The organism is Microcoleus sp. CAWBG58 (genome assembly GCF_020883045.1).
Lineage (GTDB): Bacteria > Cyanobacteriota > Cyanobacteriia > Cyanobacteriales > Microcoleaceae > Microcoleus.
In genome coordinates this window covers 1-19,516 of the sequence record NZ_JAHRFA010000047.1, presented here as the reverse complement: position 1 = coordinate 19,516, position 19,516 = coordinate 1, and the positions used below count along the sequence as shown (strand labels likewise).

Annotated in this window: 14 protein-coding genes; 10 read left to right on the top strand and 4 right to left on the bottom strand. The window is 46.6% G+C overall.

The genetic code is table 11. The annotated features are described in order from the left end of the window. Positions 1 to 4 precede the first annotated feature (4 nt). From dndD to QZ918_RS20265, 4 genes are all read left to right on the top strand, one after another. Positions 5 to 1,999: a DNA sulfur modification protein DndD gene (gene dndD / locus QZ918_RS20280; RefSeq protein WP_293337940.1), complete on the top strand. Its 1,995-nt coding sequence runs from the start codon at positions 5 to 7 to the stop codon at positions 1,997 to 1,999. A 5-nt stretch (positions 2,000 to 2,004) separates the two neighbouring features. Further along, a complete protein-coding gene (locus QZ918_RS20275; protein ID WP_293337939.1) occupies positions 2,005 to 2,640 on the top strand; it encodes a restriction endonuclease subunit R in 636 nt (211 codons plus the stop codon). Positions 2,641 to 2,650: 10 nt separating this feature from the next. Further along, entirely contained in the window at positions 2,651 to 3,052 is a 402-nt protein-coding gene (dndE, locus tag QZ918_RS20270) for a DNA sulfur modification protein DndE (protein ID WP_293337938.1), read from the top strand. Between the two features lie 165 nt (positions 3,053 to 3,217). Continuing rightward, positions 3,218 to 3,412 (top strand): hypothetical protein, encoded by a 195-nt coding sequence (locus QZ918_RS20265; RefSeq protein WP_293337937.1) that lies wholly within the window; start codon positions 3,218 to 3,220, stop codon positions 3,410 to 3,412. A gap of 139 nt (positions 3,413 to 3,551) precedes the next feature. On the opposite strand, the gene thiD is transcribed toward QZ918_RS20265, so the two are convergent. Together thiD and QZ918_RS20255 are read right to left on the bottom strand one after the other, a co-directional pair. Further along, positions 3,552 to 4,367: a bifunctional hydroxymethylpyrimidine kinase/phosphomethylpyrimidine kinase gene (gene thiD, locus QZ918_RS20260; RefSeq protein WP_367275388.1), complete on the bottom strand. Its 816-nt coding sequence runs from the start codon at positions 4,365 to 4,367 to the stop codon at positions 3,552 to 3,554. Positions 4,368 to 4,516: 149 nt separating this feature from the next. Further along, complete coding sequence (locus tag QZ918_RS20255; protein ID WP_293337935.1) at positions 4,517 to 5,443, bottom strand: hypothetical protein; 927 nt, start codon at positions 5,441 to 5,443, stop codon at positions 4,517 to 4,519. 92 nt (positions 5,444 to 5,535) lie between these two features. Between QZ918_RS20255 and QZ918_RS20250 the strand changes: the two genes are divergently transcribed. Next, positions 5,536 to 5,697 carry a hypothetical protein gene (locus tag QZ918_RS20250; RefSeq protein WP_293337934.1) on the top strand — a complete coding sequence of 54 codons (162 nt, stop codon included), beginning with the start codon at positions 5,536 to 5,538 and terminating at the stop codon, positions 5,695 to 5,697. Between the two features lie 30 nt (positions 5,698 to 5,727). Further along, entirely contained in the window at positions 5,728 to 6,495 is a 768-nt protein-coding gene (locus QZ918_RS20245) for an MBL fold metallo-hydrolase (RefSeq protein ID WP_293337933.1), read from the top strand. 245 nt (positions 6,496 to 6,740) lie between these two features. Here the strand turns inward: QZ918_RS20245 and ftsZ are convergent, their stop codons facing one another. Both ftsZ and QZ918_RS20235 read right to left on the bottom strand, forming a co-directional pair. Then, entirely contained in the window at positions 6,741 to 8,012 is a 1,272-nt protein-coding gene (gene ftsZ / locus QZ918_RS20240; protein ID WP_293337932.1) for a cell division protein FtsZ, read from the bottom strand. 750 nt (positions 8,013 to 8,762) lie between these two features. Further along, a complete protein-coding gene (locus QZ918_RS20235) occupies positions 8,763 to 9,662 on the bottom strand; it encodes a cell division protein FtsQ/DivIB (RefSeq protein ID WP_293337931.1) in 900 nt (299 codons plus the stop codon). 296 nt (positions 9,663 to 9,958) lie between these two features. Between QZ918_RS20235 and QZ918_RS20230 the strand changes: the two genes are divergently transcribed. From QZ918_RS20230 to QZ918_RS20215, 4 genes are all read left to right on the top strand, one after another. Next, positions 9,959 to 11,011: an RNA-guided endonuclease InsQ/TnpB family protein gene (locus tag QZ918_RS20230; RefSeq protein WP_367275389.1), complete on the top strand. Its 1,053-nt coding sequence runs from the start codon at positions 9,959 to 9,961 to the stop codon at positions 11,009 to 11,011. Positions 11,012 to 11,354: 343 nt separating this feature from the next. After that, positions 11,355 to 12,686, top strand: coding sequence for a P-loop NTPase fold protein (locus tag QZ918_RS20225; RefSeq protein ID WP_293337930.1), 1,332 nt, complete (start codon positions 11,355 to 11,357; stop codon positions 12,684 to 12,686). Between the two features lie 680 nt (positions 12,687 to 13,366). Continuing rightward, positions 13,367 to 18,844 carry a WD40 domain-containing protein gene (locus QZ918_RS20220; protein WP_293150088.1) on the top strand — a complete coding sequence of 1,826 codons (5,478 nt, stop codon included), beginning with the start codon at positions 13,367 to 13,369 and terminating at the stop codon, positions 18,842 to 18,844. Positions 18,845 to 19,344: 500 nt separating this feature from the next. Further along, on the top strand, positions 19,345 to 19,516 hold a 172-nt coding region (locus QZ918_RS20215; RefSeq protein ID WP_293337966.1), incomplete at its 3' end, for a pentapeptide repeat-containing protein.

Below are 19,516 nucleotides of genomic sequence, written 5' to 3'. Positions count from 1 at the left end.
TACAATGCAATTCCTCGAACTCGTCCTCAAAAACTTCGGCCCCTACGCAGGAATCCAAACCATCAATCTCCGCCCCGAAAAAGACGGAAATCCCTGCCCAGTCATCCTATTTGGTGGCATGAATGGCGGCGGCAAAACGACCCTGATGGATGGTATTCGCCTCGCCCTCTACGGTGGTAGAGCTCAATGTTCCACCAGAGGCAATTTAAGCTACAGCGACTTTCTGAATCAATCAGTCAACCGCCACACTCCACCATTAGACGATACCCGCGTCGAATTAATATTTGAACAAGTCCAAGACGACAAATTAACCCAATTCAAAATAGTCAGATACTGGACTAAAAACGATACAAAAGATAACTTAAGTATTCTCATATATAGCGAAGTCGTCAATGATTGGTGGTCAGACAAAGCCATTACTAAAACCTGGGATGAATATATCGAAACCCTTTTACCAGTCGGCATATCCAACCTATTTCTGTTTGATGGCGAACAAGTCAAAGAATTAGCAGAACTTGAAACCCCCCCCGAGTTTGTCGTTGGGGCAATTAAATCTCTTTTAGGTTTGGAATTAGCAGAACGCCTCGCCGTTGATTTAGAAATATTAGCTAGTCGCAAACGCAAAGCAATTGCCGACAAGAAAGACTTGGCCGCTTTAGAAAAAATCGAACAGACTTTTCAGGATATTACTCAAAAAACCGCCGATGCAAAAGAAAAACAAGCCAGCTTTAAAACCAAATTAGAGAAAGCTCAAAAAAATCAGCAACAAGCATCCGAGAAATTTATTTATCAAGGTGGTAAAATAGCAGCCGATCGCAGTCAACTAGACAGACAACTAGATGACTACAAAAATCAGGCAGAAAAAACCCGTAAAACCATGATGGAATTAGCCTCAAATACGCTACCACTAGCGCTAATTCCTTCCCTACTAACCGCAGCCAAAACCCAAGCAGAAACAGAAGCCAGCCAGCAGCAAGCAAAAATCGCTCAAAATGTAATCAAACAAAGAAGCGATCGCCTGCTGAACTATATCGCCGAAATCTCATTAAATGCCCAACAACTAGATAAAATTCAAGACTTTATCCGCCAAGAAGACCAAGAACTCGAACAGCAAGCAGGAACAGACATTCCGCCCTGGATGAACGCCGATGAAAATAGCATCCAGCAACTAGAAAACCTGCTTAGCTACCAAATCCCAGCCCAGCAAACCGCCACCGCCGAACAAATAGCAGAAATCAAAAACATCGAAGCAGAAATCGACTTCACCGACAGACAGCTAGCCGCCGCCGCTTCCCCCGAAGCCTACGAGAAACTAGAATTGGCAGTGAAAAATGCTCAACAAGTAGTTGCTGATGCAGCCGCCGACTTGGAATCAGCCAACCGCCGCATCGATGAATTAGAGAAAGAATTAGCCAAAACCCAAAAAGAACTGGAAAGCTACAGCAGCGAATACATCACCATCAGAAACAGCCAACACGTCATCGCCTCCATCGCCAAAGCCCAAGCTACCCTGAAACAGTTCAAAGAAAAACTCACCCTCAAAAAACTCAACAAACTCGAAGTAGAAATTACCGACTGTTTCCGCTATTTGCTGCACAAAACCGATTTAGTGCACAGAGTTGCGATCGACACTGACACATTTAGCCTGTCAATTTACGATCCAGAAGGCAAACCAGTACCCAAACACAGACTTTCGGCTGGGGAAAAACAACTGCTGGCGATCGCCTTTTTGTGGGGACTCGCCAGGGTATCCGGTAGACTGTTACCAGTTGCGATCGACACTCCCCTCGGCCGCCTCGACTCATCTCACAGAAACAACCTAGTTGAAAAGTATTTCCCCTCAGCCAGCCATCAAGTTATTCTGCTTTCTACGGACACGGAGATTACCAAATTAGAATATGATAAGCTGCAAGAATTAGAGGCGATCGCCCACAGCTACCTCCTCAAATACGACTCTGCCAAACGCCAAACTACTGTGGAACAAGGTTATTTTTGGTAAAATCTATGGTAAATATCCTACCACCACAAGCCGTAAACCTCCGCGATCTCATCGATCAATTTGGCATTCAGTTAGTTGAAGATGAGCAATTTTTTCGCGAATGGCAAGACGAACTCCCCGAACTAACTGACTTAGACAAGCAACTTCTAGACAAAGTAAAAGCAGGTTATATTAACCTGCTAAATTACCCGCCTTTGCTAGAAAATGTGATTCGGATGTCTGTACTAGATCCGATGCTTTTTATTGGAGATTTTTACTTAGCACCATTTTATGTAAAAGCAGAAACATCTGTAGAAATTGTCAGCGAAGATGAGGGAACTATCATCCGAGGCAAGATGGATACCTTAGTATTAAGAGACCAATTCTGGGTGATGGTGATCGAATCCAAAAAAGCAGGATTTTCTATTGAAGAAGGACTTGCACAAATCCTTGCTTATATGCTATGTAACCCTTACCCAGATAAACCCAGCTACGGTCTGATTAATGCTGGAGGAAGTTTCATATTTGTTAAATTGGTGAAGGCAGAAGTACCTCTATATGCTTTGTCTGACCCTTTTGATATTCGCAGACGGGGTAATGATTTGTACACTGTTCTCAGAATTATGAAGCGTTTGAGTCAATTAGTAGTCTTATCAACCTAGGGTTAAAAATATGGAACCACCAGTCGATCGCATCTGCCTCTCTCAAACAGCCAAAGAGCAACTATCTAAACTCAAACGATCGACTAAAATCGATCGGTGGAACGTCCTGTGCAGGTGGGGATTTTGCCGATCGCTCGCCGAACCCAGCATACCATCGCCAGTACCGATTAAGAGCGACAGCAATGTGGAACTAAGCTGGGATGTTTTTGGCGGCGACATGGCTGATATTCTGATAATTGCTCTCAAGCAGCGGTGTCATCAAGATAATTTGGGTACGTCCAAGGAAACTCTCGCCCAACAGTTTCGCCTGCACTTGCATCGAGGTATTGGCTATTTAGCTGGCGATCCGAATATTAAGAAGATTGAAGATTTGGTGGCGATCGCTCTAGAGCCTGAGAAATTGAGAAATTAAACGAACCGCGAAGGCGCAAAGAACGCGAAGGAAGAAAGAGAAGGGAAGAGTTTACAATTTATTTGGGAGTGCTATCAGTGCCAATGTTTGGCTGTCGCGGTGGAGGATTTTATACCAAATTACAAATTTTACCTGATAGAATAAGGGTTGGAAGGAAGTAGATGTTTGAAAGTAGTAGTTGAGGAGTTCCATGGGGCTATTGTTAAATTCGATGATTTAACAATAGGGAATTCCTGGCGATCGCAGTTACAGCAAACTGTCACTTCCTGCGCTGACTCGCTCGCCTTCGCTGCCCAAAACCCCCAAACCCTCACCAAATCAAACTTTCTTGCGATCGACATCCTGCATTCCCCAGCCTAAAAGCAGACAATTCAACAACTGTACCAGTAATAACAACGGTTCGTAGTGAGGACTTTAGTCCTTCTTCTTGCGGACTGAAGTCCTCACTACGAACCTATTTGATTGCGATCTTTCTTTTGGGTAATGAGATGACTAATGACTACTGACTATTGACTTCTTCCTTCCGCAAAAGCGGGAAAAAATGCCCCACAGGCCCTTGCCCTTCCCCAATATCTAAAGCATATTTTAGAGCAGTAGTAACATAATTCTTAGCTAATGTCACTGCTGTAAACAAATCTTTACCTAATGCTAGATTAGCAGCGATCGCAGCACTCAACGTGCAACCAGTCCCGTGAGTATTCCTAGTATCAACCGTTTCAGTTTTCAACACATCCAGCCGCGTACCGTCAAACCAAACATCAATTCCCCGCAAATCTCCCGCCATCCCGCCACCTTTGACTAAAACAGCTTTCGCGCCCGATCGATAAATCTCCTGGGCGGACGATCGCATATCATCTAAAGAAACAATCTCTCTTGAGCTCAAAATCTCAGCCTCAAAGCGATTCGGAGTTACGACAGCAGCCAAAGGAATCAAATTATCGCGCAAAAATGCGATCGCCCCGTCGTCAATCAGTCGATCGCCCGATCGAGATACCATCACCGGATCGACAACCAAATTCCCTATATTTAAATTCTGTACCTGTGCAGCCACCGCCACCATAATCTCCCGGTTTAGCAGCATCCCAGTCTTCGCAGCCTGCACCCCAATATCCCCAACCACCGCCTGGATTTGAGCTGCTACAGCCTCAGGAGACAAAGCATCCACTCGCGTCACCCCCAAAGTATTTTGAGCCGTCACGCAAGTCAGAGCACTCGTACCGTGCACGCAGTGAAATGCAAACGTTCGCAAATCCGCCTGAATCCCCGCCCCGCCACCGCTATCAGATCCTGCGATCGTCATTGCAACTGGTATCATTGATTTTTTAATTTCTGACATAATTACAGCAGTTTTCAGGTAATTTCACGTCCGGTCGATCTACTGCGATAAGATTTGTTCGTAGTGTGGACTTTAGTCCGCAGCTTGAGAGCGGACTAAAGTCCACACTACGAACCGTTAATCAGATTTTATGGTTGCGGTTTGATTTCAACGATCGCTTCAGTCATTCCCAGAAATTTTTGTGCTTGTTGGGTAATACCAAATAGTCGATCGCCATGACAAAAAATTTCCCAGGCGCGAATTCCCATAAAACCAACACCTGCAACCGCCAAAGGCACCGCTGCGGCACCTAAAACCCCAGCAATTGGGGGAAATATCGTACAAAGTGTTAACAAAATTCCCGTGATTATACCACCAGCAATACCAGCTTTAGCAGTGGCGGCGGCGACTTTTTCGACTAATTCTGACTGAGTCATTTTGCCTTCGACGCACAATAGCGAGTTTTCTAAGATCGAAAATACTAACTCAATTACGGCTGCCGCGATCGCCCCTTTAAGTGCTGCCCCAACGATTTCCGCAACGGCTGCTTTAAAAGCAGCATCCGCTAAAACTTGCTTGGCGACTGCTAATTCTTCCGCAGTCATGTCTGCACCACCACGGGCGCGATTCACCCAAAAATATTCAAAAATCCCGTTAGCAGCTTCGCTTGAGCCTCCATTCACGCGGGCTTGGATGTGACTCCAATCTTTATCTTGACAGAAGTTGCGAATTGCTTCCGGGCCTTGGGCGCGAATTTGGGCGGGGATGGATTCAAATACTTTTGCTGCTTCTTGAACATCTCGCATTCCGTCGCGCACGCCAGCCCTAGCAAATTTTAATTGCAGATTTTTTGGCAGATTCTCAAAACGGATGTTGTGCGCGACTTTAAAAGCTTCTTCAGTTGCGATCGCCCCTGCGCTCACAATTGAACTTGGTGCCGATTGTACCCATGCCGTTACTAAAGTTGCATTTTCTTGAACTTTAGCAGCCATTTCGTTCGCTAAGTTTTGGGTTTCAGCAACAGTTTCTTGTACTTTTATCGTTAAAAAATCGAGCGGATTCTGGTTGATTTCCATTTCGATCCAGCTTGCATCGTTAATAATTCAATTATTCTGAACTATAACATTTCTGTCACAGTAAATCTGTAGGTGGCACAGGCGTCTCGGCTGTGGTTGAATCTGTAGGTGGCACAGGCGTCTCGGCTGTGGCTGAATCTGTAGGTGGTACAGGCGTCTCGGCTGTGGTTGAATCTGTAGGTGGCACAGGCGTCTCGGCTGTGGCTGAATCTTTAGGTAAAACATCCCCAACCAACCAAATTAGCTATGATTAAAATAAATGTAAATAATTATTGCAAACACTTATGAAACTCACCCGCATCGACCTCAACTCCTGGATCTTCCACATCGCAGGCCAAACCATCTTAGTCGATCCCTGGCTAGTGGATCCCCTCGTATTTTACGGCCAGCCTTGGCTGTTCACCGCCTACCACAATACGCCTGTCGCCTTTACGCCCAGTACCTTACCGCCGATCGATCTTATCCTCATTTCCCAAGGCTTAGACGACCACTGTCACAGACCAACACTCGAAAAGCTCGATCGCACCATTCCCGCGATCGCCTCACCCACCGCCGCCAAAGTCCTCAGCAGTTTAGGCTACACCAATATCACATCTTTAGCAAATTGGCAAGAGTCTAAATTTAAAGAAATATTACAAATCACCGCCGTACCCGGAGCCGAAATCCAGCCCGGACAAGAAGAAAACGGCTATTTACTCAAAGATTTAAACAGCGGCGAGACTCTTTATTACGAACCGCATCTGCCGCCATTAGAAAAAGTTAAACAGAAAATAGACACCATAGACGTAGCGATCGCCCCCGTCATCGGTCAAATCTTCCCCTTCCTCGGACAAATCATCATCGGCCCTGCTGAGGCCCTGAAACTTGCCCAAACCCTAAAACCTCGGTTTTTTGTACCTACAACCACAGGAGATATCCGAGCCACGGGTATTTTACCAATGTTAGTGAAGTCGATCGGCAGCATCCCCGAATTTCGCGATTTACTCGCCAATTCGGGACTATCCACCCAGCTACTCGAACCCGAACCCGGACAAACCCTAGAGATTTTATAGCCTTTCTCAGATTTCTGGAGGTACTCATGGGCAGAAGAGCATTGGGCTTGCGGGCATACCTCACTTTTTTGAGAAAGGCTATAGATTTTAGATTTTTTAGATTGCTGATTGTAGATTTTAGATCGAATCCGCCATCCCTAATCCCTAATCCAAAATCTATCTACATAGATTTTAGATTTTGTAGATAGAAGATTTTAGAGCGAATCCGCCATCCTCATCCCCAATCCAAAATCTAAAATCTAAAATCATTTTGGGCGACGGTTACGCAAAAACTCAGGAATATCCAATCCAAAATCCTGGGGCGGTTTCGCTTTCGCATCCTGCGGCTGTTGAGCAGGAGTCACCGGCACAGTCGCAGCCCGCCAAGGAGCATTAACATTTTGCGTGCGCGAAGCCTGAGACGATGAGATCATTTCCCCCGAAAAACCAGTAGCGATCACAGTAATCTTAATTTCGCCCTGAAGCCGCTCATCAATCACCGCTCCAAAAATAATATTGGCATTCGGATCGACAACTTCGTAAATCGTCTCAGCCGCCGCATTAACTTCATGCAGCGTCATATCTGTACCGCCAGTGATGTTAAACACTACACCTCTAGCGCCCTCGATCGAGGAAGCCTCCAGCAGCGGCGAAGAAATCGCCTGCATTGCAGCTTCCCTAGCCCGCGACTTGCCCGATCCCACACCGATACCCATCAAAGCCGAACCCGCATCCGCCATTACAGCGCGCACGTCAGCAAAGTCAACATTCACCAAACCGGGAATTGTAATGATGTCAGAAATACCCTGAACCCCTTGGCGCAGGATATCGTCAGCAACTCGGAAAGCCTCTTGTACGGGCATTTGTTCCGAAATCACCGACAGCAGCTTGTCGTTAGGAATCACGATCAGCGTATCCACCCGGCTTTGCAAAGCGGCGATTCCTTCTTCAGCTTGGCTGGTGCGCCGCCGTCCCTCAAACGTGAAAGGCCGGGTTACGATGCCCACAGTCAAAGCGCCCATTTCTTTAGCCACTTCCGCGACAATCGGAGCCGCGCCCGTGCCCGTACCGCCACCCATGCCGGCCGTGATAAACACCAAATCGGCGTGATTCAAAGCATTAGCAACTTCGTCGCGAGACTCTTCAGCAGCCTTTTGTCCGATCGCCGGATTGCCGCCCGCGCCCAAACCGCGCGTCAACTTTTGTCCGACTTGCAAGCGTTTCGGAGCATTAGAGAGCACCAGAGCTTGGGAATCCGTATTCACGCACCAAAACTCGACACCAGAAACCTCGCTAGCAATCATCCGGTTAACGGCATTGCCGCCACCACCGCCAACGCCAATTACTTTGATTTTGGCGGCACTGCTGGGCATTATGTCTTTGGGATTGACCATAGGATCGATATCAATACTATCTACATTTACATAACCAGACTTGCGTCTAAACGGATTGGCGGAATCTAAGGCCACCGGAAAATTTTTTACTTCTTCCGAAGGGGGACTGTCTTGGTCAGACCCCTGACTATTATTAAGGTTCATGAGAGTCTGGGATAGTAGATTACAGCTTTTTAACTAAACTAAACGCCAATTCACCATCAACTATATGCTAATGTTGCGCGAAAAACTAACACTGGTCGAGGCTCAATGTTAGCAATCTCGGATTTGGCCGCTGCTGCTCGCCCATAGCTTGCATACCCCATCTAGGTGCTTGTGCACAAGGCACTTCTACGCAAGGCAAAATGAAAAAAATGGAGACTAGCCCGTAACGCATCGGATCGAACCCAAAGTTATGAATTTTTTTTCCGATGCGGATCGGTATCAAAAAAGTGTCCTTATTTCCAGTCTTGCGTATTGATACCCAGAGTTGACATACTCCCCGACCGTCGCGGACGGGGATTCTAATTCATGGTTCACAGAAGTCGGCTTGCTATATCAGGCTTCCCTTTTATAGTAGAGGCAGTCTTCTCCCCATGCTTTCCCTCGAACGAGGCAGATTCCTAGTGCCCGCGAGGTACTGTTAGATTAAATTAATGATGGCTTTTGTTTCTTTGGGTACTTACTTATTTCCCTTAGCTATGTTTTTCTTGGCTTTCGCTACCCAATATTTTGCAGATATAAACTCTGCTTTCTGGTTCAAGGAGTCTTAACAAGCCACCACAATGGGATTTTCAACCGCTATAACTATAGCAAAAGCCGATGCTCAAAGCACGGGGCTTTAGACCCCATTTTTTGGTAAAAATTCTGATTGTCGATCGACGACGATACCTTTTACCTTTGGCAGACGCAGGCTCAATTCTGATCCGGAGTTGGTGCAGGAGTTGAACTTTCCAAACTAGGAGGGGGTTCTGGCAAGTGGACGATCGGGGCAGCAGGATTTCTCAAGTCAATGTAGGCTATTTTGCTTGAATCTAGCTGTTTTGGCAATTGTCGCATTCGGTCTAAAACTTTAAGCTGCTCGATAGTCTTGGAACTGTACGGCCCTAAGTGTACCGTACCGATCTCTGTTTTCAAGATCAAGTTATTTGGGTTTTGCCAGTCTATCTCAGACACTTTCACAGTCAAGCCGCTGAGTCCTTGGTAAAACTTCGGCCACGAGGCTCGATACTGTTCCAAAGGCCCGATGACTTTTAAAGTTGGCAAAGAATGCTGGGGCCCGGTTCCCTGAGGGCTGACCGGTGCGATCGAACTATTGTCCGATCGCACAGCAGTATAACTCTCCGACGGCATCCAACCTCCGCGAGCATCCAGCCACCCCACCTTGTCCTTGTCGCTAGATTTCAACACCGCAGTCGGCTGCGCCACCGCCACCGGCAGCCTTTCTGACACTTCTATTGTCAAAGAAGGTGGAAACAAGTTGCGAGTCACCTTCGCTTTGGCGATCGGCCCAGTTAACTCCAGCTTTTGGGCCAGGGCCTGGGGTTGAATTCCCCACAGCGACTGCGGGTAAGATAGCGGCACCAAAGAGCGCACCGCCTTGTCCGACAGCCACTGATTGCCCTCCACCTTCACTTGTTCCGATCGAGCAATCAACCAAGCCGGCTGTGCAATCCACCACAGCAAACCCCCGGCCATCGCGCTCGCTGCCAGCATTTGCCACAGCAGGGCTGCCGATCGAGCACGACGCTGCCGCCGCAACTCTTCGCGCCTGCGCCCTAACTCTTTTTGAGAAACCGCTCCAAAACTAGCCATCTACTTCTTGACAATTTAACTAGACAGACGAGAATTCCCCCACTATACCGTAGTCAGTTAATAGGGGATGAAAGGCGCGTGAGTTGTACCCAGCGAAACCTTCGGCGGAGTTTATCTGCTTGCCCTTCGACTAGGCGAGCGGATAAACGCAGTCGTTGGGTTCAGGGTATCGCAAATTTCTTGTATTTTCCTAGCATTTCTGATATATTAGCAGAGATGTGGATTGCCGATAATGTATCAAAACTATAAATTCCGAATCTACCCAACAGCCGAGCAGCACAGGTATTTTGCGGGTGATGAGAGGTTGTTGTCGTTGGTTCTGGAATTACAGCTTGAATCTATGCCAGCAAACCTATAAAGATACTGGCAAAGGACTGAGTAGAGGTGCAATACAAGGATTGCTTCCAAGCCTCAAAAAAGAATATACTTGGTTAAAGTCAGCTTATTCTCAATCACTTCAAGTAGTGGCGCTAAATCTATCTACTGCCTACAAAAACTTCTTTGATAAGCGAGCAGGTTTTCCGAGCTTCAAATCTAAGCATGGAAGACAGTCTGTTAGTTACCCTCAGAATGTTAAAGTAGGCGATAGTTTCATCAAGCTGCCGATCGTCGGTGAGGTACATTGTCGGATTCATCGACCGCTAGAGGGCACCATCAAAACCGTTACTATTTCTCAAAATACTGATGGTAAATACTATGCCTCAATCTCAGTAGATCGTGGACAAGAAACCCCTGAAAGTGATGCGTCGGGCAAGGCCATAGGTTTAGACGTTGGGCTGAACGATTTCTGTGTTACCAGTGATGGCAGCAAGTATGTCAACCCCAAACATCTCAAGAAGCATAGCCGGAATCTGAAGCGTAAACAACAGAAACTAAATCAAAAACAAAAGGGGAGTAACACCAGACAAAAGGCTAAAAAATTAGTAGCCAAAGTTCATTCAAAAATCAAAAGAGTGCGCGAAGATTTTCGGAACTTGCTGTCCCGCAAGATAGTAGACGAAAACCAAGTTATTGCAGTAGAAAATCTCAACATCAAAGGTATGGTATGCAATCACTATCTAGCAAAAGCTATTAGCGATGCTGGATGGGGAATGTTTGGAACAATGTTAAAGTACAAGGCCCAGATACTAGGTAAGGTCTACATCGAGGTAGACCGCTTTTTTCCTAGCTCTAAGACTTGCAATAATTGTCTCCACAAGGTATCATCCATGCCTTTGAATCTTCGTCATTGGGATTGTCCTAAGTGTCATAGCCGTAACGATAGAGACGTGAACGCGGCGAAGAATATTAGAGATGAAGCCTTGCGGATTTTGGCATTGGAAGTGCTACTGCCAATGGACGGAATGTAAGTCAACCTGGTAAGATTTCGGTCTTGCTGGATGCTGTTCCGCTTGAAGTTGGAAGCTCCCGTCATAGCGGTATCCCGCCTGACGATGAGTAGTTCACCCAGATCCCCGCGAAATTACCCATAAGCAGGGCAAATATCCGTAAATTCACTGGTTCAGTTAGATAATTAAAATTTCTTAATTAAAAATTCCAAATTCCCGCGCCGTCCGGTTCATTAGCAGATAGAGGTTGTTTAGGTATTTAGGGCATTACCCCACACGGCAAAGTGTGATAAATCAAACTAAACTCAACGAAAGAAAGTTTAGACTTTCGATTAACTCTTTTAACTTTTAGCCGGCTTCAATTGTGATCGCACTCGAATTAGACAGATTTTATAAAGCCTGCAACCCGAGCAAGACCCTTGTCGCGGGAGACCCAGGAGATTATCAATACTACATCGATTTTGGTTCTGTGCGGGGTGGCAAAATCATTGAATCTTTACAGCGAACCATCACCCGCATCTCCCCCGACGAGCCAACCTGTCAGCTATTTACAGGGCATATCGGCTGTGGCAAATCTACCGAATTGTTTCGACTCAAAGCTGAGCTAGAGCAAGATGGTTTTTGCGTCGTCTACTTCGAGTCTTCCCAAGACTTAGACATGGGCGATGTAGACATCAGCGATATTTTGCTGAGCATAGCCCGCCAAGTCAGCGAAACGATGGAATCCGCCAGAATTAAACTCAGACCGAGCTACTTTACCAATCTGTTTGCAGAAGTGGCAGAATTTTTGCAGACTCCCATAGATTTGTCAGCGGAAGCTGAGTTATCTATAGGCATTGCTCGAGTTACTGCTAAAACTAAAGATTCTCCCAAACTGCGATCGCAACTCAGGCAATATCTCGAACCCCGCACCAACAGCATCTTGCAGTCGATCAACGAAGAACTCCTCGACAGAGCTAATGCCGAACTCAAGCAACAAGGCAAAAAAGGCCTCGCAGTCATCGTTGACAATCTCGATCGCCTCGACGCCTCCCTCAAACCCAGCGGACGCACCCAGCCAGAATACCTGTTTTTAGACCGCGGCGAACAGTTGAAAAAACTCAATTGCCACGTCGTCTACACCATTCCCCTGACTTTGATTTTTTCCAACGACTTTGGCCGTCTCGCCAGTCGATTTGGAGTCAAACCCAAGGTGATGCCGATGGTACCCGTGCTGAGGCGATCGGGCGACGATCATATCGAAGGAATGGCACTGCTGCGCCAGCTCGTATTGGCTAGAGCTTTCCCCACAGTCGCTCCCGCCCAACGCATCGATTTGATTTCCAAAGTCTTTGACTCTCCCGAAACTTTAGACAGGCTTTGCCGGATTAGCGGTGGCCATGTTCGCAATCTACTGATGCTTTTGTATAGCTGTTTGCAACATGAAGATCCCCCCTTCTCTCGCGAATGCCTCGAAAGCGTCATTCAAGAATATCGCGATGACCTTTTGGGAGCCATCAATGACACGGAATGGGAATTGTTGTTTCAAGTCGTCAACCGACAAAGTGTAACCGGCGAAGAAGAATCTCAAATCTTGTTGCGAAGTATGTTTGTCTTTGAATACCGAGATCAAGAAGGTCGCTGGTTTGGCATCAATCCAGCCCTAGCAGAAACCAGAAAATATCAGGAGTGGCAGCAACGAAATCACCAAGAATAGTTGGGATTTTTGAGATCGCATTCTTCGACTCTAAGATCCGTTAGCGACGAGTAAATTGGAAACTATTTAACTTAAAATTTACCGTTCAAAACTCCCAATTTCTACAATCCAATAAGCACGCAGTCAGCGGTTTTTCCCACTGGCTGATTTCTCTTAAATGCGGTTTTTACGCCGCGCATATAATTGCCCCATAAATATTTGTCACCACACAATACATTTCCCCAACCTCAACTGTCATATCTCCCATGCCAGACCATGTAGGTAGGTATGTATTGATCCGTTGCTCCTAGTCTGGAGCGAGCATCCATGACGAGTTTTTTTCTTTTTTCCAAATATATGCTACAGATATACCTATTGTTTACTAATAGCTAGTCGCTGGTATTATCGATACATTTAGCTGTCTGATATTTATGAATGGAGGATTTTATCTGTAGCTGACTAAAAAATATTTGATCTAGGTTTAATTTTTATTGTCAAGTTTCCCATTCTCTGAGATTGGGAGCTATGATGTTTTTAGATTAAACCTGATGACTATGTAAGTATTCATAGGAGAAGTACGAAAAACTACGTATTCCTACAGATATAAAGCGCCAGACCGATACGGGCATCTCTAAGTAGATACTGTTTCCGTCACGATCGGCAATCGTTAGGTAATTGATTTCTGCAAAAGGGGTGCACGCATGACCGATCTACTTAAACAACAAGAAACCGCCAGCTACAACGAGCGATCGCTCAAAACTCTGGTAAGATCCATCGCCATGTCTCAGCAGCAATTTTCGCTAATTTTGGTGCGCTGCAACTACGAGCAGTTGCGGCAGCACATAGCGCAGCGGCTGCGAGAAATGTCCGCAGTTCCAATTCAAGATCTCGTCCTGCCAGCATCCGTCAAAACCCTTTACACTACCCTCCAGGCAAACACGCTTCAGAACGGGGCTTCGGCTGTAGGTTCTGCCTCAGCTTTGATGGTATTTGGTTTAGAAACAGTAGTAGCGATCGACGAATTGATGGCCTCTACCAATCAAGTGCGAGATGAATTTCGCAAAAATTTTTCCTGTCCGGTGATTTTGTGGGTAACAGATGACATTGTGACCAAAATGATTCGTCTGGCCCCGGATTTCAAAAGTTGGGCCGCCGCCACCATTAAATTTGAAATGGCTGTTGACGAATTAATTAATTTCTTGGCACAGCAAGCCGATACTATATTTAAAGTAGGCGAAATAAATCAAGAACTCGGCAGCAGTACAGCAGGCACCCGACCAGGTTTTTGCACCTGCGAAACCGACTGGGAAAAACCAGCCCAGGAGCATCAAATTAGCTCCGGAGAACGCTTTCTCACCTTTAACTCTCAACTCCAAAACGGACGACAATTAGATGTCCACTCGTATTCGCCTTTGAGTCCGGGCAATACCCTCGATTTGGCGATCGGCTCTTTGTCGCGCCGAGAACTAGAATTAGCTTTAAGAGATTTACACAATCGCGGTCAAGAATTAGAACCCGCCCTGAAAGCCAGCCTGCAATTCGTTCTGGGTCGAGATTACTATGTCAGCGACCAAACCGAAACAGCATTAATTCATTACCAAGAAAGCTTAATATTTTGGCAGCAGCAAACCGGCAACTGGGAACTGGCAAACTGGGAATATGCCGAAAATCGATCGACCCTCTGCTCATCATTGTCGAATCCTGTCCCCAACATCCTATTTTTAGAGAGAGAAGGCATAGTGCTATTTCACATAGCCCTGTGTCACAGATTGCAAGCAGCCAGAAATCCGGTAGCCAACCGCCACCACTGGGAACAAGCTTGGATTAGCCTGGAACAATCTAGAAACGCTTTCTCCCTTGCCGATCGCCCAGAATTGGTAGCTGAGGTGACAGCACACCTCGGAGAGGTACTGCAACGCCTCAAAGCTTGGGGAGAGTTGCAAGCATTAGCTGAAAATTCTTTGCAGTTGCACTTCACCTACGGTACTCCCAGCCAATTAGCTCAAGATTACGGGTTTTTGGCTGAAGTTGCCCTGCAAGAGTCCAGGTGGACTCAAGCCCGCCAGCTAGCCGAGTTGGCTTTGGCGATTTTGGATCAAACACCTAATGATTTAAGATTGTTGATTGAAGATTTGAGATTGGGATTTGCGGGAAATTATCCAGAATTCGTGGGTACTAACGAGTTCAGTAACGATCCCAAATCTAAAATCCAACATCCCAAATCCGATCGCAGTTCGTATCTTTTACTCTTAGCCCGAAGTTTGCGGGAGCTAGGCCAGTGGGAAGCGGCGGTTCATTCTTTGGAGTTAGCTCAAAATCAAAGCGAACCCAAGTACGATCCCCGACTTTACATCGATATTTTGACAGAACTCCAAGCGGTTTATTTCGAGCAGGGAGAGTATCTCAAAGCTTTCCGGATTAAAAAAACCCAGCGATCGATCGAGTATCAATACGGATTTAGAGCTTTTATCGGAGCCAGCCAATTGCAACAGCAGCGTCAAGCTGTCAATCCTTCGAGCCCCTCAGCTCAAAATCAAGCTGCGATCGCAGCGGAAATGACAGCTTATTCCCGCCAAAAAGATATCAATAAATTGCTCGAAAGAATTAGCAGGGACGATCATAAATTAACTATTATTCACGGGCCCAGCGGAGTCGGAAAAAGTTCTCTAGTCAACGCCGGCTTAGTACCTGCTTTGAAAAATATTACTCCGGGCGCACGCGATGCCTTGCCAGTAGTTATCAAAGTTTACACCGACTGGCTGGTGGAATTAGAAAACGCTTTGAACGGAGCGCTGTACGACAAACAAGCCGAAGATGAAACGCAATTAATCGCTCAAGGACTAAAGGAAATCCACAAAAGCAGTTGCTCTATTTCTCCAGAACGCGGCTCGGAAACTTCTTCTTTTATTATAGAGCAGTTACGCGAAAATGCCACAAATAATTTGTTAACTGTGCTGATTTTCGACCAATTTGAAGAATTTTTCTTTGTTTCGACTTCGGTGGCACAAAGACAACTTTTTTATAACTTTTTGCGATTGTTTTTGAACCTACCTTATGTCAAGATAATTCTGTGCTTGCGCGAAGATTACTTGCACTATTTGCTCGACTGCGATCGCTTCCCCGATCTCGACGCCATTAACAATAATATTCTCGACAAAAGCATCCGCTACCAACTACGCAGTTTTTCAATGAAAGACGCGCGGGCTGTGATCGGACACTTAACGAAACGGGCAGAATATTATTTAGAACCGGCACTGATCGATGCCTTCGTGGAAGATTTAGCAGACGAACTGCAAGAAGTGAGACCGATCGAATTGCAGGTAGTGGGAGCGCAACTGCAAGAAGAAGGTATTACAACTCTAGCACAATACCAGCAATTGGGCGCCAATCCCAAAGCAGAATTAGTGAAGCGATCGCTCGAAGGAGTGATCTCTGACTGCGGCCTAGTTAACGAAGATGCAGCTTGGAAAATATTGTTTTCCCTGACGGATGAAAGAGGCGTTCGGCTGATTAAAACCAAACACGAACTGTCCTTAGTGACAGGCCAGCAGCCGGCAGATGGGGGCGAAAGTGAATTATTGGCGATCGGCAGCAGAGGAAGAATTTCCCTACAGCGACAGTTCGCAAAAGAACCAGAAAGCGGACAAAAGAAAACCGACAACCTCGACTTGATTTTAGACATTTTAGTCGGTCACGGTTTGCTATTTCTGCTGCGGGAATCGCCCGAAGACCGCTATCAATTGGTACACGACTATTTAGTGCGGCCGATCCGCCAAAGATTTGGCTTAGAAGCCAGACTCCACAAAGCAGAAGCCGACAAAAAGATGAGTCAAGCACAGCTCTACCGAGCCAATACTTTTCTCAAACAAATGCTAGGAGTAGCAGTTATCGGCGTCCTATTGCTAACGAGTTCCACGATCGCCGCCGTCAACTTTTGGTGGCGGGCAGTCGGTCAAAAACAGCTAGCTGTCGCTCAAACTCAGCGAGCCGAAATTAGTACCCTCACAGCAGCTTCTGAAGCTCTTTATTTCTCAAACAACAAATTTGACGCCATGCTAGAAAGTTTGAGAGCGGGTAAAAAGTGGAGACAGATAGAACGCTCCAAAGAAATGCACACTCTCAAAGACACGGAAATTCTGATTGCTGCTGCCCTCCAGCAAGCAGTTTATGGCGTCAAAGAACGCAACCGTTTGGAGGGACACGGTGACGTAGTTTGGGGTTTGGCTTTCAGTCCAGACGGTCAAACAATAGCTTCTGCTAGCGTAGATAAAACCGTGAAACTTTGGCGGCGCGACGGCAGTTTGCTGGCTACTTTCAAAGGACACACTAACAGCGTCTCCTGTGTCACTTTCAGTCCCGACAATAAAACGATCGCCTCGGCAAGTTTAGATAAAACTGTCAAAATTTGGCAAACAGACGGCACTTTGCTGACCACTTTAACGGGACATACTAATAGCGTTACCACCGTTGCTTTTAGCCCGGACGGCCAAACGATCGCCAGCGCATCCACAGACAAAACTATCAAAATTTGGAAAACCGACGGTACGTTGCTGCAAACGATCGCACAACCAGCTCCCATAAATTGGATCAGCTTCAGCCGCGATGGTAAAATCATCGCTGCGGCGAGCGATGACGGCACTGTAAAACTGTGGAATGCTGACGGCAGGTTAATCGCTAATTTGTGGCACAGCGAAAACAAAAAACCCTCCAAAGTTTACACGGTCAGTTTTTCCCCCGACGGTGAAACGCTCGCCAGTGCCGGTGAAGACAAAACGGTCAAAATCTGGAGCATCGCTGCCATAAAATACCCAGCCCGAAAAAAATCAGCCAAGGCAAATAAGGGCGAACTGCTAACAACTTTGCGGGGACACAGCAAGTGGGTATTTGGTGTCAGTTACTCCCCCGACGGTAAAACACTTGCTTCTGGAAGCGCAGACGGGACTGTCAAACTCTGGAGTCTGGCTGGTGTTGGCGACAAACGCCCAACGGATGCTAGCAATATTAAACCGGACAGTCGTTTGCTCAGAACTTTTGAGGGACACGCCGATCGAGTTACTCAGGTAAGTTTTAGCCCGGATGGCAAAACTTTGGCTTCAGCAAGTTTTGACAAAACAGTCCGACTTTGGCGGCTCGATGATGTGCCGCTCAAAACCCTCGACGGACACCAAAACCGGGTGCAAAGCGTTATTTTCAGCCCCGACGGTCAAAAGCTGGCTTCTGCTTCTACGGACAAAACTATCAAACTCTGGAGCCGCACGGGGATTTTGCTCGAAACCTTGGAAGGACACACTCAGAGAGTCGCCAGCGTCAATTTCAGCCCCGACGGACAGCTACTGGTTTCTGGGAGTTACGACAAAACGGTGAAAGTCTGGAGTCTGAACAAAGATGCGACGAGTAATAGTCTCCCTTGTCCTTCGGCGCCGCTATTCCCGTGTTCGCCTTCTGTGCTGTTTACCCTCGAAGGACACGGCGACAGCGTGATGAGCGTGAATTTTAGCCCTGACAGCGAGATTATCGCTTCGGCGAGCAAGGACAAGACTGTGAAACTCTGGACGAGACACGGCAGGTTGATTAAGACTTTGACGGGACACAAAGGCTGGGTGACTGGGGTGACATTCAGTCCTGACGGTACGATGTTGGCTTCTGCAAGCGATGACGGTACTGTCAAAGTGTGGAATCGGGACGGTGGTTTGCTGAGGACTTTTGAAGGGGCTCACAATAGTTTTGTGTTGGGGGTTGCTTTTAGCCCTGATAGCAAAATGCTGGCTTCGGCTGGTTACGACAATTCGGTGAAGCTGTGGAAGGTGGACGGAACTTTGGTAGCGACGCTGCTGAAGGGTTCTAGCGACAGCGTGACTAGCGTGGGTTTTAGCCCGGACGGTTTGTTGGTTGCTTCGGGCAGTTACGATCATAAGGTGAAGTTGTGGAGCCGCAGCGGGACGTTGCTGAAAACTTTGACCGGTCACAAGGATAGTGTGATGGGCTTGAGTTTTAGCCCGGATGGGAAAATTCTGGCTTCTGCTAGCAAGGATAACCGGGTAATTTTGTGGAATTTGGATCTTGATGATTTGCTGGTGAGGGGCTGCGATTGGGTGGGGGATTATCTCAGAACTAATCCTAATGTGAGCGATCGCGATCGGCGTCTGTGCGACGGAGTAGCGCCTAAATCTCAGTTTTAGTCAGTTGATTGTTGATGGTTGGCGGTTGACGGTTGACTGTTAAGCAACGGAGGAGACGGCAATGCCGTTTCTTGCGCCGCAAAATAATCTATCGCGATCGCACCAGATGTAACGATCGCCCGATTAATTGTAGGGAAACGGAACTGCCGTGTCCTGACTTTGGGTAATATTAATTTATTGGTGCGATCGTGGACGAAACTTCCTTTGATAGTTCAAATCTCACCCACGCTAATCTAATGAGGGTTCAACCAGAGCCTAGTCTGATGACAAACAGAGTTAGGCTCATGGGAAAAGGGTTTGAAGATACGATTTTATGCAAAACTATCATGCCAGATGGAACTATCCGAAATGATAATTGTACACATCAATGAATGCTAAACCTTACTGAAAACAGATATACCCTCCGTTTGAATATTCATCATACTTCTGTTTCGAGAGGAGTCAGGTCAGAGGATGATTGTACTATAATTCAAAAGTTAAACTCATTGACTAGATAATTTATGAACGCTGAAGAATTACTTAGAAGATATACCAGTGGAGAAAGACACTTTGCTGGGGTTGACTTGAGCGGTGTCGATTTGAACAAGGCAAATCTCCTTGATATCAATCTCGCCAATGCTAATTTGATTAATGCTAACTTGATTTCTGCTGAGTTGAGTAATGCTAACTTGA

What these genes read in the sequence shown, in the direction of transcription:
- dndD (WP_293337940.1), top strand. Translation starts at nt 5, where the DNA reads ATGCAATTCCTCGAACTCGTCCTCAAAAACTTCGGCCCCTACGCAGGA.
- QZ918_RS20275 (WP_293337939.1), top strand. Translation starts at nt 2,005, where the DNA reads ATGGTAAATATCCTACCACCACAAGCCGTAAACCTCCGCGATCTCATC.
- dndE (WP_293337938.1), top strand. Translation starts at nt 2,651, where the DNA reads ATGGAACCACCAGTCGATCGCATCTGCCTCTCTCAAACAGCCAAAGAG.
- thiD (WP_367275388.1), bottom strand. Translation starts at nt 4,367, where the DNA reads ATGATACCAGTTGCAATGACGATCGCAGGATCTGATAGCGGTGGCGGG.
- QZ918_RS20255 (WP_293337935.1), bottom strand. Translation starts at nt 5,443, where the DNA reads ATGGAAATCAACCAGAATCCGCTCGATTTTTTAACGATAAAAGTACAA.
- QZ918_RS20245 (WP_293337933.1), top strand. Translation starts at nt 5,728, where the DNA reads ATGAAACTCACCCGCATCGACCTCAACTCCTGGATCTTCCACATCGCA.
- ftsZ (WP_293337932.1), bottom strand. Translation starts at nt 8,012, where the DNA reads ATGAACCTTAATAATAGTCAGGGGTCTGACCAAGACAGTCCCCCTTCG.
- QZ918_RS20235 (WP_293337931.1), bottom strand. Translation starts at nt 9,662, where the DNA reads ATGGCTAGTTTTGGAGCGGTTTCTCAAAAAGAGTTAGGGCGCAGGCGC.
- QZ918_RS20230 (WP_367275389.1), top strand. Translation starts at nt 9,959, where the DNA reads ATGAGAGGTTGTTGTCGTTGGTTCTGGAATTACAGCTTGAATCTATGC.
- QZ918_RS20220 (WP_293150088.1), top strand. Translation starts at nt 13,367, where the DNA reads ATGACCGATCTACTTAAACAACAAGAAACCGCCAGCTACAACGAGCGA.